The sequence below is a fragment of the Hyphomicrobium sp. 01T421 genome, from assembly GCF_056398805.1.
Genome location: NZ_JBFTQC010000001.1, coordinates 704,237 through 719,367, shown reverse-complemented (window position 1 = coordinate 719,367; position 15,131 = coordinate 704,237). Strand labels below are relative to the sequence as shown.

The 15,131-nt window shown below is 58.4% G+C and carries 13 protein-coding genes; 2 read left to right on the top strand and 11 right to left on the bottom strand.

All coding sequences use genetic code 11. The features are described from left to right. Nucleotide 1: 1 nt before the first annotated feature. The 5 genes from AC1DK3_RS03330 to AC1DK3_RS03310 form a co-directional block, all read right to left on the bottom strand. Nucleotides 2–775: an ABC transporter permease gene (locus tag AC1DK3_RS03330; RefSeq protein ID WP_477190869.1), complete on the bottom strand. Its 774-nt coding sequence runs from the start codon at nucleotides 773–775 to the stop codon at nucleotides 2–4. Next, nucleotides 772–1,623: an ABC transporter permease gene (locus AC1DK3_RS03325; RefSeq protein WP_477190868.1), complete on the bottom strand. Its 852-nt coding sequence runs from the start codon at nucleotides 1,621–1,623 to the stop codon at nucleotides 772–774. The genes AC1DK3_RS03330 and AC1DK3_RS03325 overlap by 4 nt, the downstream gene beginning before the upstream one ends. Then, nucleotides 1,620–2,690, bottom strand: a complete 1,071-nt coding sequence (locus tag AC1DK3_RS03320; protein WP_477190867.1) for an ABC transporter ATP-binding protein — start codon at nucleotides 2,688–2,690, stop codon at nucleotides 1,620–1,622. Before AC1DK3_RS03320 ends, AC1DK3_RS03325 begins: the two co-directional genes overlap by 4 nt. Continuing rightward, nucleotides 2,687–3,832, bottom strand: a complete 1,146-nt coding sequence (locus tag AC1DK3_RS03315) for an ABC transporter substrate-binding protein (RefSeq protein WP_477190866.1) — start codon at nucleotides 3,830–3,832, stop codon at nucleotides 2,687–2,689. Before AC1DK3_RS03315 ends, AC1DK3_RS03320 begins: the two co-directional genes overlap by 4 nt. A gap of 68 nt (nucleotides 3,833–3,900) precedes the next feature. Continuing rightward, a complete protein-coding gene (locus AC1DK3_RS03310; RefSeq protein ID WP_477190865.1) occupies nucleotides 3,901–4,824 on the bottom strand; it encodes a dimethylarginine dimethylaminohydrolase family protein in 924 nt (307 codons plus the stop codon). Between the two features lie 176 nt (nucleotides 4,825–5,000). On the opposite strand from AC1DK3_RS03310, the gene AC1DK3_RS03305 reads away from it, so the two are divergent. Next, the gene (locus AC1DK3_RS03305; RefSeq protein ID WP_477190864.1) at nucleotides 5,001–5,903 is read left to right on the top strand and encodes a LysR substrate-binding domain-containing protein; all 903 of its coding nucleotides are present in this window, start codon (nucleotides 5,001–5,003) and stop codon (nucleotides 5,901–5,903) included. Between the two features lie 36 nt (nucleotides 5,904–5,939). On the opposite strand, the gene AC1DK3_RS03300 is transcribed toward AC1DK3_RS03305, so the two are convergent. From AC1DK3_RS03300 to AC1DK3_RS03275, 6 genes are all read right to left on the bottom strand, one after another. After that, entirely contained in the window at nucleotides 5,940–8,240 is a 2,301-nt protein-coding gene (locus tag AC1DK3_RS03300; RefSeq protein ID WP_477190863.1) for a Tex family protein, read from the bottom strand. A gap of 189 nt (nucleotides 8,241–8,429) precedes the next feature. Continuing rightward, on the bottom strand, nucleotides 8,430–9,521 hold the full coding sequence (locus AC1DK3_RS03295) for a glycosyltransferase (RefSeq protein WP_477190862.1): 1,092 nt from the start codon (nucleotides 9,519–9,521) through the stop codon (nucleotides 8,430–8,432). A 176-nt stretch (nucleotides 9,522–9,697) separates the two neighbouring features. Then, nucleotides 9,698–9,862, bottom strand: a complete 165-nt coding sequence (locus tag AC1DK3_RS03290; RefSeq protein WP_477190861.1) for a hypothetical protein — start codon at nucleotides 9,860–9,862, stop codon at nucleotides 9,698–9,700. A gap of 103 nt (nucleotides 9,863–9,965) precedes the next feature. Continuing rightward, nucleotides 9,966–11,012, bottom strand: coding sequence for a cupin domain-containing protein (locus AC1DK3_RS03285; protein WP_477190860.1), 1,047 nt, complete (start codon nucleotides 11,010–11,012; stop codon nucleotides 9,966–9,968). A 130-nt stretch (nucleotides 11,013–11,142) separates the two neighbouring features. Next, on the bottom strand, nucleotides 11,143–11,553 hold the full coding sequence (locus AC1DK3_RS03280) for a response regulator (RefSeq protein WP_477190859.1): 411 nt from the start codon (nucleotides 11,551–11,553) through the stop codon (nucleotides 11,143–11,145). Between the two features lie 6 nt (nucleotides 11,554–11,559). Then, a complete protein-coding gene (locus AC1DK3_RS03275; protein ID WP_477190858.1) occupies nucleotides 11,560–11,877 on the bottom strand; it encodes a response regulator in 318 nt (105 codons plus the stop codon). An 861-nt stretch (nucleotides 11,878–12,738) separates the two neighbouring features. On the opposite strand from AC1DK3_RS03275, the gene AC1DK3_RS03270 reads away from it, so the two are divergent. Beyond that, nucleotides 12,739–15,072, top strand: coding sequence for a PAS domain S-box protein (locus tag AC1DK3_RS03270; RefSeq protein ID WP_477190857.1), 2,334 nt, complete (start codon nucleotides 12,739–12,741; stop codon nucleotides 15,070–15,072). Nucleotides 15,073–15,131 lie beyond the last annotated feature (59 nt).

The following is a 15,131-nucleotide window of genomic DNA, read 5'->3' as shown; positions in this document are numbered from 1 at the left end:
GTCAGCCTCTGTAGCGCGTGAGTTTGAACGCGATGACGCTGAGCCCGAGCGTCAGGACGAGCACCAGGGTGCCGAGAGCGTTGATCGTCGGGTCCAGGTGCGTTCGCAGCATTCCCCAGATCAAGGTGGGCAGCGTCATGCCGCCGCCGATCGTGAAGAACGTGATGACGAAATCGTCGAGCGAGATTGCCATCGCGAGAAGCGTCGCGCCGATGAGACTCGGTGCAATCAGCGGCAGCGTTATCGTGCAAAATATCTGTGGCGAGGAGGCTCCAAGATCTCGGGCGCTGTCGATGAGGGAGCGGTCGAACGCGGTCAGCCGCGCGTATATGATCAGGATAACGAACGGCTGGGTGAAGATGAGATGGCTCGGGATGACGGTGCCAAGTCCCAACGGGATACGGCTCGCCGAAAATGCCGTGGCAAGCGCTAAAGCGAGCACGAGCGGCGGCAGCATCACGGGAAGCGAGATCAATTGGACGCCCAGTCGCGACAACTTCCGATCGAGGGCGGTAAAGCCGAACGCGGCGGCTGTTCCGAGGACCGCTGAGAGCACGCCGACGCAGGATGTTACTATCGCGCTGTTGCGAAGCGCGGCCAGGAAATCGTCTCCGGCGAAGAGATCGCGATACCACTGCAGAGTGGGATTTCCGAAGGGCAGCGTCGCGTGCGGGTTCTCGCCGAACGAGAATGCGACGACCAACGCGAGCGGAGCGACGAGAAACGCCGCCGATAAGATCCCAAATGTCAACCAACAGGCGGCGCGCAGGGTCATGTTGCGCATGCCTTCAATATGCGCCGGTAAAGCAGCGAGGCCAGCGCCACAACGAGCAGCGTCATCAGAAGCGTGGCAAACGCGAGGGCTGCGCCGACCGGCGCGTTCATGCGGTTGACGAACTGGCTCTGAATGAAGTTTCCGATCATGAACGTATCCGTTCCGCCGACCAGTTGCGGCGTGACGTAATCCCCAGCGCTGACGAAAAACGCGAGCGCGAACGCTGTGAGAATTCCCCGCTCGCACTGAGGCAAGATCACATCGACCAGAATTCTCGAAGAGCGGGCACCGAGATCCCGCGCGGCTTCTATCGGCGCATCATCAACGCCGCGAAGCGCTGCATTGATCGGGAGTAGCGCATAGGGCAGCAGAAAGTGGACGAGCGTTATCACGACCGCGAATGGGCTATAGAGAAGCCACGAGATCGGCTCCGCTATGAGCCCGACGGCCAGCAGCGCCTGATTGATGATGCCGGTCGAACCCAGCAGTCCTTTCCACGCGTAGATTTTGACGAGGTAACCGCCAAACAGGGTGGTCAACGCGATAAACAGCAGGACATTTCCGAAGCGGCCCGCGTGAAAGCGGATCATGTAAGCCATCGCGAACGCGAATATCGTTGTGATGACACCGACGACTGCGGCGAGAGCCAAGGTGAAAACGATCGCGTGACGATATTCGCCGGCGGCGAGAAGATAATTGTCGAAACTCGCGTCGGTCACGAGTTTGTACTGGCGAACGCTCCAGAAGCTCACAACGAAGAGATAGAGGATGGGCGCGAAGAAAAATCCTGTCCAGACGAGGAAGGACGGAGCAACGGCTGCCACATCTCGCGACCGTATGCTGCTCATGACTCTTCCAGAATATGGCAAGCGTCGCGCGACCAAGACGCAAACACTCGCTTGCCACTTTCGAGCGGGTCGCTGTGCCATTCCTGACGAGACCGATGCACCGTGAGCATATCGCCTGTCTCCGCCGCAATGATCAGCTTCACATGGTCGCCCATGAAGACGGCGTCGGTGAGTTGTCCGTATAGCGAGATATCGGCCGCGGGCTTGACCTCAACCAAGCTTATGTCGTCGGGTCTGATCATCATCGCGACCGTGCCATCTGGCCCGGACGATGGAATGATATTGCCCGCCAGCCGGCAGCTTCCAGATTGCCGTGTCAGTGAAAGAATATTGCTTTCGCCGACGAAGCCCGCAACGAAGGCGTTCGACGGGCGCTGGTAGATATCTTCCGGTGTTCCCTCTTGAACGATCCGCCCCGCGTTCATCACGGCAACGCGGTTGGCCAGCGCAATCGCCTCACCCTGGTCATGGGTCACGCAGATGAACGTGCCGCCGATCTCGCGATGAAGATTGCGCAACTCGATTTGCATGGACTTGCGGAGTTGTAGATCGAGTGCGGCCAGCGGCTCGTCCAGCAGAAGAACGCTCGGCTTCATGACGAGTGCGCGCGCCAGCGCGACGCGCTGTTGCTGACCGCCGGAAAGCTCGCGCGGCAGACGGTCGGAGAGCCCAGAAATGTGCATCATTTCGAGTATCTCGCCGACGTTCCGGTTCCGCTTTTCCGCCGGAACGCGCGCGATCTTCAAGCCGTAGGCAACATTCTCCCGCACGGTCATGTGGGGAAAGAGCCCGTATCCTTGAAACACCATATTCGTTGGCCGTTGCTCGGGACCGAGATCCGTCACATCCGCGCCGTTGATCTCGACCCTTCCCTGGTCGGAACGAAGAAAGCCACCGATGACGCGAAGAAGTGTGGTCTTGCCGCAACCTGAAGGCCCAAGCAGCGCCACGAAATCTCCGCGAGCGACCGACAGATCGAGCGGATGAAGCGCCACTTGGGTGCCGAAGGACTTGGAAATTCCAGTTAAGCGCAACAGCTGCGTGTGCTCACTTGCAGACGATATCAACTCTTGAGCACCTTCTCCCATGCTTCCTGATAATTGTCCCAGATTGCCAAATCACCCTTGCTCTCGAGCGGGTACATCGGAACGATCATCGTCTTTTGGGCTAGATAGTCGTCAAGATGGTCGTAGTCGTAAATGGCTTTGTTGGCGGCGTCTGCGGCCTGCATGGCTTCATCCGTTACGACCGGCATCGAGTTTGCGGTCGCACCGGCGAGCTGTCCCTCCTTCGTAAGGGCATTATTGATGAAGCGGTGTGCTTCGTCGACGTGAGCAGCACCCTTGCCGATCGCATACCCTTCGATAAAGCCCATGCTCTTTTCCTTGGGATAGGCGACCTTGATGTTCGCGGCCGCACCGACCCACGTCGGTACGGGCTCCCAACCCTGACTGATGACCACTTCCTTGCTCGACAGAAGCTGAACCAGATCGCCGTAGCTTGGCGCGATGGTGCGCAGGTGATTGCGTTTCAGATCGATCAGCAGGTCGGTGACCTTCGTCAGCTCGGCTTTCGTCATCCGGTTCGGTTGCTCGATGCCCGCGACGCGTGCCCAAGCAAAGATGTTACCGACGTAGTCAGCGGTGATCGCGCATTTTCCTTTGTATTCCGGCTTAAGCATGTCTGCCCAAGACGTCGGCGTGGCTGCGAGATCTGCGTTGTAGAGCATGCAAATCGAGCCATAGGTCATCGGCACGGCGTACCAATGATCCTTTACTTTCATGTTCGGTTCGCAATAGCGGAGGATCGTGGCGTTGATCTTCGAAAAGTTCGAGATCTTGGCGAGATCGATCGGCTCCAGCAGTCCCTGCTCGGCGAGAAATCCATCGTGAATGAAGTAAGGCGTGCAGATGTCGAGCTGAGATGAGCCGAGCCGCAGCTTTGCGACGACCTCGTCGGCACTCGATATGAACGTCTTTTGCAACGCCAGACCGTCGGACTTGCCGAAATCGCCCGCGGCCAGAAAAGAATCGTATCCTTCCCAACCAACGTACTTGAGCGCTGTCGCGGCAGATGCCGTGCCGCTCCGCAATCCTGCCGCCCCCACAATGCCGAGACCAGCGGCGCCTTTCAGCAGCTGTCGGCGATCGAGAGAGACGTATTGCAGAACGCGCGTTACACCGTCAGGCTTTGCTGTATCCGACTTCATCTGTCCCCCTCGTCACCAAGATTTTCGAAGACTCTTGCGTTAGACTTGCGTGCTTGTTTGCGCCGACCTCATTCCGGGAGCCGTCTCAGCTCATGGCACGAGCAGTGGACGCCGCCACCGCCGAGCGCGAACATGTCATAGTCGACCGCGAACACCTCGAAACCTTCGTCCTTGAGGCGCGCGTTGACGTTGAGATTGTGTGCCATCGAGAGCACGCGCTTGTTGCCCAAGCTGACGAGATTGCCGCCAAGCTGGACGCAGTCAGCGTATTCGACGCGAATGGATTTGATCCCGTGCTTCGATTTGATGAACTCGAGCGCATACGCCGGTAGTGCGTCTTCGCAGATCAACGCGAGGTCTTTCTCGAGCATCACAACAACGGCATCCATATGCACGAACTGGTGCGGGATGGGCACGACGAAGACTTCCCATCCTTTATCTCTTATCCAGCCCGCGACCTGCTCGGCGCCTTCCTTGGTCGAGCGGCTACCGGAGTAGCCAAGAAGAGCGACGCCCGGCTTCAGGATGACGAAATCGCCGCCTTCGAAATGTCCGGCTGTCACCCATTTCCAAATCGGGATGCCGGCGTTGCGGTAGAATTCGGAGACGACGGCATAGTCCCGGCGCCGCGGCGGCGTCTGGATGCTTGCGACGACGGCGCCCCATGGCGTCATGAAGCTCGAATCGCGGGTGAACACGCTCGCCTTCAGGCCCTCGTCGGCTTCAACGAAATGACAGCGGACGCCATTCGCCTCGTAGATGTCGACCATCTGGCGGTGCTGGCGCATCGCCTTCTGCTTGTCGAAGACGTAGCCCATGCGCTCCTGGTTTTCCTGGGCGACATCAGAAATTGCGTTGAGCTTGGTCCATTCGAAATAGTCGGGCTTTCCGAGCAGGACGTCGGTCAGCACTCCGGTTTGCGCCGTGATGCCCCACTTGAGTTCCGTGCCGGCGGTGTTGCCCCGCTTCTCCTTCGTCGACGTCTCACTCAAATGACCGTCTCCTGGCATGTGCGGACCCGGTCCGCGTTTTCTTCATGCGCAGGCTAAATGCAAATGAACTTGCTGCAATTGAGAAAAATATCCGTCTTGTGTAAGCTGAACTTACAATGGGCCATCTGCGGGGAAACTATGCAGGCACATTTCGTCGATGCCCGGAGAATAGGCAGATGAAGAGATCGCGACTGCCCCTTCACGCTTTCCGGGCTTTCGAGGCCGCTGCGCAATTCAAGAGCCTCACCTTGGCCGCCGACGAACTTGGCGTAACGCACGCAGCGATCAGCCATCACATCAGGGGCCTCGAAGACCAACTCGGAGTGACGCTCTTCGATCGCTCAACGCGTCCGATGAAGCTGACGGATGCGGGTGACCGGCTTCTAGAGGCGGTTCAAACCGGATTTGATCGCATTTCCGGAGCCATCGCAGAGTTCAGGGGCCAAGAATTCGAGGGCAATCTCGTCATCGTCAGCGTGCCGGGTCTCGGCGCGAATTGGCTGGCGGAGCTCATCGGCGAGTTCATCCTGATGTTTCCGCGGGTCAAGATAAGGATGATGACTACCCCCTGGCATCAGCCGAGCCCCATCGAGCATCCGGATATCACGATCTCATACGGCAGCGCGGAGCAGGCGGGACGGCGCGTGACGCTGCTCGGACAGTCCGATTTTTTTCCGGTCTGCAGTCCGCGGCTCTCCATCGCGCATCAGAAGAATGTCCGGCCGAAGGATCTACTCGAATACACCATCATCCACGAGCACAACACCGATACGTGGACTCGGTGGTTCATCAGCTGCGGCGTCGCCATCCCAAGCCTGATGAGGGGCATCTATTTCGATGGCGCACACTTGACGATCCAGGCTGCCCGCGCCGGAGCCGGGCTCGCCATGGGCGACATGCCGACGATTGGCAACGATCTCAGAGAAGGCCGTTTGGTTCGATTGACGAACCTATCCGTGCCGATGGCGCATCCTTATTACGTTACGACGCCGCCGATCGAGCGGCTGAAGCCCGCAGCGAAGGCCTTCGAGGCATTCATTCTCGAACGCTACAAGAAGTTCGAATTGGGCCAAGGCTGAAGGCGTCAACCGAAGAAGGAGTGTCGAGCGATCCCCTCAGCTCTTTCCACCCTCTCGCGCGCGGCGGAGAGCTGCGGCAAGTGCCGATTCTCCCTCGGGGGCTTTCGTGCTTGGCGCCGGAGCGCTTGAACGACGGACATCAGAACGGAGATCGCGCGGGGGCGAGTGACTCTCGATTGCTCCGGACTTCATGGTGAGCGCCACGCGCTTGCGGTCGACGTCGACGTCCTTCACCCGCACCTTGACGACGTCGCCTGCTTTGACCACCTCGCGCGGATCCTTCACGAACTTGTCGGCGAGTTCCGATATGTGGACCAGCCCGTCTTGATGCACGCCGACGTCGACGAAGGCGCCGAAAGCCGTCACATTCGTCACCACGCCTTCGAGCATCATGCCTGGACGCAAATCGGCGATTTTCTCGACGCCCTCCTTGAATTCGGCCGTCTTGAACTCGGGACGCGGATCGCGGCCGGGCTTTTCGAGCTCGGTTAGAATGTCCACGACAGTCGGAGTACCGAAGCGTTCGTCGGCGAACTGTTTGGGGTTCAGCGATTTCAGAAAGGCGCTGTCGCCAATCATGGCCTTGATCGGTCGCTTCATTTCTTTGGCGATGCGCTCGACGACCTCGTAAGCCTCCGGGTGAACCGCGGAAGCATCGAGCGGATTGACGCCATTCGCGATCCGCAAGAAGCCAGCGGCCTGCTCGTATGCTTTGGGCCCCAGGCGCGCGACCTTTTTGATTTCTGTACGTCTCTTGAAGGCGCCGTTCTCATTCCGGTGCAAGACGATATTGCTTGCGATCGTCGCGTTCAGTCCGGCAACGCGCGCCAGCAGCGGCGCCGACGCCATGTTGATATCGACACCGACGGAGTTGACGCAGTCCTCGACCACAGCGTCGAGTGAGCGTGCAAGTTCGGTCTGGTTGACGTCGTGCTGATATTGGCCAACGCCGATGGCTTTCGGTTCAATCTTGACGAGTTCCGCCAACGGGTCCTGCAAACGGCGCGCGATCGACACGGCGCCGCGCAGAGAAACATCGAGGTTCGGAAACTCTTGTGCACCGATCTCGGATGCGGAATAGACCGACGCGCCCGCTTCCGAGACCATCACTTTCGTCAGCTTGAGGTCCGGCATTTTCTTCATGAGATCGCCGGCAAGCTTGTCGGTTTCGCGGCTCGCGGTTCCATTGCCGATGGCGATGATATCAACCTTGTGTTTCATGCTGAGCGCGGCCATAGCCGCCAGCGCGCCGTTCCAATCGTTGCGCGGCTCGTGCGGATAGACGGTTGCGGTATCAAGGACCTTGCCGGTCTGATCGACGACGGCGACCTTGACGCCGGTGCGTATGCCCGGATCAAGCCCCATCGTCACGCGCGCGCCGCCCGGAGCCGCCAGCAAGAGATCCTTGAGGTTCGTCTTGAATACGCCGATGGCGGCGGTGTCGGAGTCTTCCTTGATGCGCGCCAGAAGATCGGATGCAAGCGATCCATGCAATCTGGTTTTCCAGGCGAGCTTGGCTGTTTCGATCAGCCATTTGTCGGCCGCGCGATTGCGCTCGGCAATGTTGAACGCCGTCATGATTTTCGCTTCGGCGGGATGCGCCTGCCCCGGCGCCAATTCGACATCAAGATCGAGGCCGAGAAACCCTTCGTTGCGGCCACGCAAAAGAGCCAAGGCGCGATGCGACGGGATCTGGCGGGCTGCCTGACGAAAATCGAAATAATCGGAAAATTTGGCTCCCTCGGTCTCTTTGCCTTTCAGCACTTTCGACGTGACGAGCCCTGTCGACCAAAGCCACTGGCGTAAATCGCCGACGAGCTTGGCGTTCTCGGTCATCCGCTCGATCAGAATGGAACACGCGCCCTCCAGCGCCGTCTTGGCATCGCTCACGCCCTTATCGACGGCGACGAACTTTTCGGCCTCTTTCGATGGATCGAGCGTGGGATTGGCGATCAGCGCGTCAGCCAGCGGTTCAAGTCCGGCTTCGCGTGCGATCTGAGCTTTTGTTCGCCGCTTCGGCTTGAATGGCGCGTAGAGATCGTCCAGGTCGACCTTGGTATCTGCCGCGCGGAGTGCGCGCTCGAGTTCCGGCGTCAGCTTGCCTTGTTCGGTGATCCTCTTGAGCACAGCCGTGCGCCGGCCTTCGAGTTCGGTCAGGTATCCAAGGCGTTCGTCAAGCTTGCGCAACTGCGTGTCATCGAGGCCGCCGGTCTTCTCTTTGCGATAGCGCGCGATGAACGGCACAGTCGCGCCATCGCCGAGGAGTTCGACGGCTGCCGTTACTTGGGCAACCTGAACGTTTAGCTCTTTGGCGATGCGGGTGTTGATCGAGTCCAAGCGATATCCTCTAGCGCAGTTTGGTTCGGACGATACGCGGCCGGACGGCGGAACGACGAAGCGCTCGCCCCAGCGGTGATCGATTGAAGAAAGTTATAGCACCCGATCGCTCACATCAAAGCGGGCAAAAGACTACTTGCCGCTTTGGCGCGCTATTCTGCCAGCCAGCGTGGGCGATCCTTCAGCGCGTCATCTCCAAGCAAAAACCTGGAAGAGCTTGTTGCGGCTCGGTGGATGTTGGGCGTCATCGCGAGTGCCCCGAAAGCGGAGACGGACGTTTCGCACGATCAAAGAAATTTTCTTACGTAACGGCAGTTCTTTCCAAAGCACTTTGTTTTGAAGCAAAAGGCCCATGCTCCGTTTCGATGTTCCGATCCTTTTGACAATCCTGTAAAGGTCCGTTGCATCTATGCATGAGGCGACAATTGCGGGTTCGCGCGCCAACACCTTCGCGAATTCCTCATTCATAGCGTCGATTTGTTCGGTGGAATTCTTAGCGCCCTTGATCCGATCGCCTAGGATTTCAAACCGCGAAAAGTTGTTATTGCCGTGAATCCTGTAGAATCCGAGGACCGTCGGGATAACCAACGATCCCCCCACGACGTGCGCGAAGCGCGCGAAATAGTTGTCGGCCGATATTCTGATCATTTCGGGCCGCTCGGGACGGATGAGCTTTATCACTGACGTTCGGAACATCATTCCCGACGTCGCCGACCAAGCCCAATTCCGATATCCCTTTGGAAGTAAAACCGCGGTCTCCGGCTCCCGATCGTGCGAGAGGGGCCGAATTTCGATATCTCCACTTTGCGGTCTCAAAACGAAACTGTTCGACAGAAAGGGAACCGCACCAGAAATCATTTGGCCGCGAAAATCTATCACCGCCATATTCGAACTCGTAAAGGCGCATCCAGCCGTGGCGTTCAAATGATACCGGATATGCGTTTGGACGAAATCGGGCTTCAGCAGATCGTCGCCATCGACCCAAACAATAAACGGAGAGGTCGAGGCCGCCAAAGCGTCGAGCATTGCAGCCATCTGGCCGCCGTTACTTTTGCGCCGAATGAATTTCACATTCATTTCGGTCGCGTCGAGAACCTCTTGGATTTTGTTCGGCGTTCCATCCGACGAGTGATCGTCGACGACGACGAATTCGACATTTTCGTAGGATTGGCCGAACGCAGAATTCAGGGCCGCTTCGACATACTGCGCCTGATTGTACGCGCAAACGGCGACGGTCACGCGCGGCATCGTGTATTGGCTTCGGTCGACGATGTTCGTCATGCGCTCTATCTCGAAGGTGCCCGGGCCGCACGGCCTTTAACAGTCTTCCGATGCGGCTCATCGAAACATTCGATCGCCGTCAAAAGCCTTTGTCGAGTTGCATCTTCGAGCCAGCAAAGTCCAGATCTCAGCTCGTCGCACTGCGATGCTTCCACCGAATTCGCAGAAGATGCCGTTTAGACGATGTGGAGGACTCTCGTTACGCCCCAGAGGATAACGACAACGGCGAGGATGCCCAGCCAGATGTTTTCGCGCCGGACAAACGCCGCAAGAACCAGCGCAACGCACGCGATGATCGCGATAACGTCAATTGCTTCGAAATAGTCGGTGAAAAATGTCATGTGAGATTCGCCGCGTTTGCCCATTGATAATTGCATTTACTGCGCATGCCCGATCGTTCGCAAGGAGCGATGATACAGTCATCCACCATCGTGAAGCGATTGATCAATCCGTGCCACGCACGAAGAAGTGCTCGGCCGCGGGGAGCTTTTTGACGTCATCCATCGGGAGACCGAGATTGGTCGATATGACGTCGGGCGGGTTCGAGCTAATCCACGCGGACAGGTCATTGGCTTGATAGCGGCCATTGTTGAATCCAACGAGGACCCTCAACAGGCCGCCTCCGGTATTCTTGATGTAATGGCCGGTCCCCATCGGGGCGTACCCGACATCACCTTGTTCGAACTCGTTCATGACGACGCTTCCTTCGGCGAGGAACACTGCCATCTCTGCCGATCCTTCAAGATAGTACTGCCATTCATCGGCGCTCGGATGCCAGTGGAGGTCTCGCATGCCGCCCGGTTCGATTTCGAGGACGGAGCCTGCCATCGTCGCGGAGATCGGGAACTCATCGACGGTCACCGTGCGCTGCGTGCCGCCACCGGGAGAACGCCGCGGCTGCTGCGCCATGAGTGGATAGCGATGCGTGCTCAATAGCGCCGGATCATGACGAGGGGCTGCATGTGGAGAGACATCGTTTGGTATGGGGCCCGGTCCTCCGAAGTAGACCTCGCCTTTCGGAAGCTTGGCGACGACGTCGGCGCCGACACCGAGGGCCTGCGCGGCGATCGCGGCTGGGGTTCGCGACAACCAGTCGGTTATGCTGAATGTGTGATCTTCGGAGAAATATCCGTTATCGAAGATGAGAATGAAATGGCACTCGCTGGGGCCGAGACATTGGATCGAATGGCCATACCCGCGCGGAAAATACCAGACATCGCCCGGATTGAATGTGTCGATGTATGATGTGCCGTCCGGATGCAAGCACGTCGTGCGGACGCTGCCTTTGACGACAAATCCCCACTCGGCTGCATTGGCGTGCCAATGTAATTCCCGCATACCGCCCGGGGCGAGCCGCATCGAGACTCCGGCAATTCCCTGGCTGACGGGAAATTGCTTCGCGGATGCTTCGCGCGTGCTTCCACCCGGCTTGACGTGAGTTGCCGCCTCTTTTTCCAGGCGATAGCGGTATACGTTTTTCGGGGTGTCCACGTCCCTTTCCTCCGCGCTGTCAAAGATCCAGCACCTAGAAAACACCGCGTCGGGTTAGTGGATGCTTTAGTTTCGCTGATAAAGTCGAAGCTTCGAGCTGTCGCCCGTCCGGTGGACACCGATAGTATCGCTAGCTGGACTCCTCGACGCTTTGAAGGGCTAACAACCGGCGAATATAGTCTTCGACGACCTCCGGTTCGTAGGGCTTTGCAAGATGGGGGCCCTCTTCGCAGAGCTTGCCCGCCGCTTTTGCAGCGGTCTTCGGAGAACCTGCCAAAACGACTTTTATCTGCGGACGGTTTTTCCGTGCCCATTGAGAAAGACCAAACGCGTCGTCGGCGCCAGCCACATTGACGTCGCTCAACAGAACATCGACAGTCGTATGGTGTTGCAGAACAAGCAGAGCCTCGTCGCTGCTCGCGGCCTCGATTACCCGGTATCCGCAATCGCGAAGGTAAGTCGCGATCGGCATCCGAATCAGAACGGCTTCCTCAACGATCAATACCGTCGCGGGGCCGGGGGTTTTGGCTTCAGTTTTCACGCATCTTTAACGACTGCGCGAATCGCCGTGTTCCGCCTGAGGTAGCAATTGCCGCACGTGACGGACCAGTTCGTTGATACGGACCGGTTTCGTGAAACCGCCGTCGAACTCCATGAAATTCTCGGAATAGAATTCCGCAGAGACGAGCACGATTTTGATGTCAGGGAACTTGGTGCGGATCCAACGGCCAAGAGCCACGCCGTCGATGCTGCCCGGCATTCGTATATCCGTCAGCACAAGCCCAATATCATCGCGGTTCGTCAACACGAGCATCGCTTCACGGCTGTCGGTTGCTTCGACGACCGCGTATCCAGCGGCTCGCAATTCCTCAGCCAGGTGCAGCCGAATAAGGATCTCATCCTCTACAACGAGGATAGAACGCTGTGTCAGCCCTTCGCTCTTTCCTGCAGCTGCCAGTTCGATTGCAGTTCTCCCGCGCGCGTGACGCTCAACGGCGTGGCGCCAAATCAGTTCCAGTAAATGGAGCGTGCCGCGGGATAAAACTAGACCATCCCCGCGGACGCGAGATTGTCGCTTTATGCGTCGCGGCCGTCAAATTCCATAGAGGTTGAAAGCCGGCGATTACTACGGGAACACATATGCCAGCGGATCACTTGCCCTCAACGCGACCGACCAATACCCGCCGCCCCTTCCTATTCTCAATCAATGCGTTGGAGCATTCCATCGGGACAACACGGCATCGTTGTGCCGGAGGACGATATAACGGTCTGGAAATTCGACCGTTGCCGCATGATACGCGGCATATCCGATACTGCCGCTAACCGTCATGGCAAGGACAAGCTCTACGTTCGCTTTTGCCTGATCCCACAACTCGACCCGATAGGGAAGATCTCGCAAACGGGACGAGCCGCGGGATGAACATATGGGCCCCTCCGGTCCGTCATCCCGGTTACCGGCGGCCGAAAGACGATAGAAGGCTCGTGTGCCCATAGTTAGGGGTCCGCGACGAAAAAAGGGAGGGAGATAGTGAGGTTTAACCGGTACTTACCGTAGATCCGTGTCGGGCTTGACGCAGCAAAAAGTATTCCCGGCTCGCTCGAGCGCATGTTATATTCTAAAGCTACGAACTCGTTCAAGACATCGCATATCGAAGTAGTATAGCCACCGATGCCGACGCCCGATATTGCAGGACTTCGTCAATTTGACCATGGCCGGCAATTCGAATTGCTGGTTAAGACGCTTAGCGATTATGCAATTTACATGGTCGATCCGGATGGCTTCATCTCCACCTGGAACGCTGGCGCCCGGCTGATCAAAGGCTACGAAGAGCAAGAAATCATCGGGCAGCACTTCTCGCGCTTTTTTTCCGAGGACGATCGACGGCAGGATCTCCCGCAGAAGATTCTATCCATTGCACGGGGAGCCGGGCGCTATGAGGCGGAGGGCTGGCGGGTCCGCAAGGACGGAAACCGGTTCCGGGCCCTTTCCGTCATTCAAGCGATCAGGGACGACGCGGGAACGCTTCTCGGCTTTGGCAAAGTAACCCGCGATATCACCGACAAGTATGAGAGCGACAAAGCTCTCATGGAGAGCGAACAGCGCTTCCATCTGCTCGTCGACAGCGTCGTCGATTACGCCATTTACATGCTGGATCCGAGCGGGGTGATTACCAATTGGAACGCGGGCGCCGCTCGTATCAAGGGGTTCCCCGCCAAAGAGGTCGTGGGCACCCACTTCAGCAGGTTTTACACGAAAGAGGATCGCGCACGGGGTCTACCGGCGATCGCGCTCGAGACTGCCCGGGTCGAAGGAAAGTTTGAAACCGAAGGCTGGCGCCTGCGCAAAGACGGAGGCCGTTTCTGGGCTTCGGTCGTCATCGAACCCATTCGCAACGAAGCCGGCGATCTCGTCGGATTTGCCAAAGTCACGCGTGACATCACGGAGCGTCGAAGCGCGCAAGAAGCGCTGCGCGAGAGCGAGCGGCAGTTTCGCATGCTCGTCTCAGCCGTTATCGATTACGCGATTTTCATGATCGATCCGAACGGCGTGGTCGTGAGCTGGAATGCCGGTGCCGAAAAGATCAAGGGCTATAGCCCCAAAGAAATCATCGGAAGTCACTTCTCCCGGTTTTATACCGAGGAAGATCGATTAGGCGGCGGCCCAGCCCGCGCGATCCATGCGGCCGCCCACGAGGGCCGGTTCGAGGGCGAAGGCTGGCGCGTTCGCAAAGACGGCACGCGGTTCTGGGCGAACGTCGTTCTCGATGCCATTCGCGACGAAGCCGGCCATCTCATCGGGTTTGCCAAGATCACGCGCGACATCACCGAACGCCGCGATGCGCAAATCGCCCTCCAGCGCGCCCAAGAGCAACTCGCTCATGCGCAAAAGATGGAAGCGTTAGGACAGTTGACGGGTGGCATCGCGCACGACTTCAACAATCTGCTGACGATCGTCGGCGGGCAAGCCCGCATCCTCAAGTCGCAAGTGACAGAGCCCCGAGGCACCAAGGCGATCGAGAGCATTGAGGCGACCGTCCAACGCGGCGCTTCCCTCACGCGACAGTTGCTGGGCTTTTCACGCATGCAGCGGCTGGAACCTCAGCCCGTTTCGTTCTCAGAGCGCCTGCCCGGTCTACAGTCCATGCTCGCCACCTCGCTGCCGGCCAACACACGCCTCATCGGTGCGGCGCCGCCCGACACCTGGAGGGTGATGGCGGACCCGAACGAGCTCGAGCTCGCAATCATGAACCTTGTGCTGAATGCGCGAGATGCACTGACTCTTGGTGGCTGCATCACTATTTCGGCTGAAAACGTCTCGCTCCCGGCAGAGGGGAGTTTGGAAGGCCTGCGAGGCGAATTCGTTGCGCTCAGCGTTTCCGATACGGGCATGGGCATCCCCAAGGACGTCATCAACAAAGTGTTCGATCCGTTTTTCACGACCAAGGCGTCCGGCAAGGGGACGGGCCTCGGCCTCTCGCAGGTTTACGGCTTCGCGCACCAATCCGGCGGCACGGTTTCAATCGACAGCGAAGTTGGGGCCGGGACGCGCGTGACGATGTTCCTGCCGCGCGCGTTCCCGGAAGCTCAGAAGGCTGAGGTGGCAAAGGATCAGCCCGGCCCGCGCGGAAAGGCGCGTATTCTCCTCATTGAAGACAATCCCGACGTTACCGAGGTTACGGCCGCGCTCATCATGCAACTCGGTCATACGGTTCAGCTGGCCAGCAATACAGACGACGCGCTGCGCATCCTCCAGGAAGAGGCGTTCGATCTTGTTTTCAGCGACATCATGATGCCCGGCGCCATGGATGGATTGGAATTTGCAAAATACATCCGCCGGGCTTGGCCGGGCCTTCCCGTCATACTCGCAAGCGGCTCCAACAAGCGCGTGGAAGAAGCGCAAGGCCAGTTCGTCACCTTGCAAAAGCCGTATCAGATGGCGGAACTCGATCGAGCAGTGCAGAACTTGTTACAGGCGCGCAGCGAGCAGCTGCAAAATCGGAATTTGGTCGACCTCCAAGACGCCAAGCGGCTCCGCGCCGCGAAGACGGACAAATCATAAATGAACTCGCCTTCGGCACTCTCTTCCGAGATGGCCCGGGGCCGACCGAGCGAGAGCTG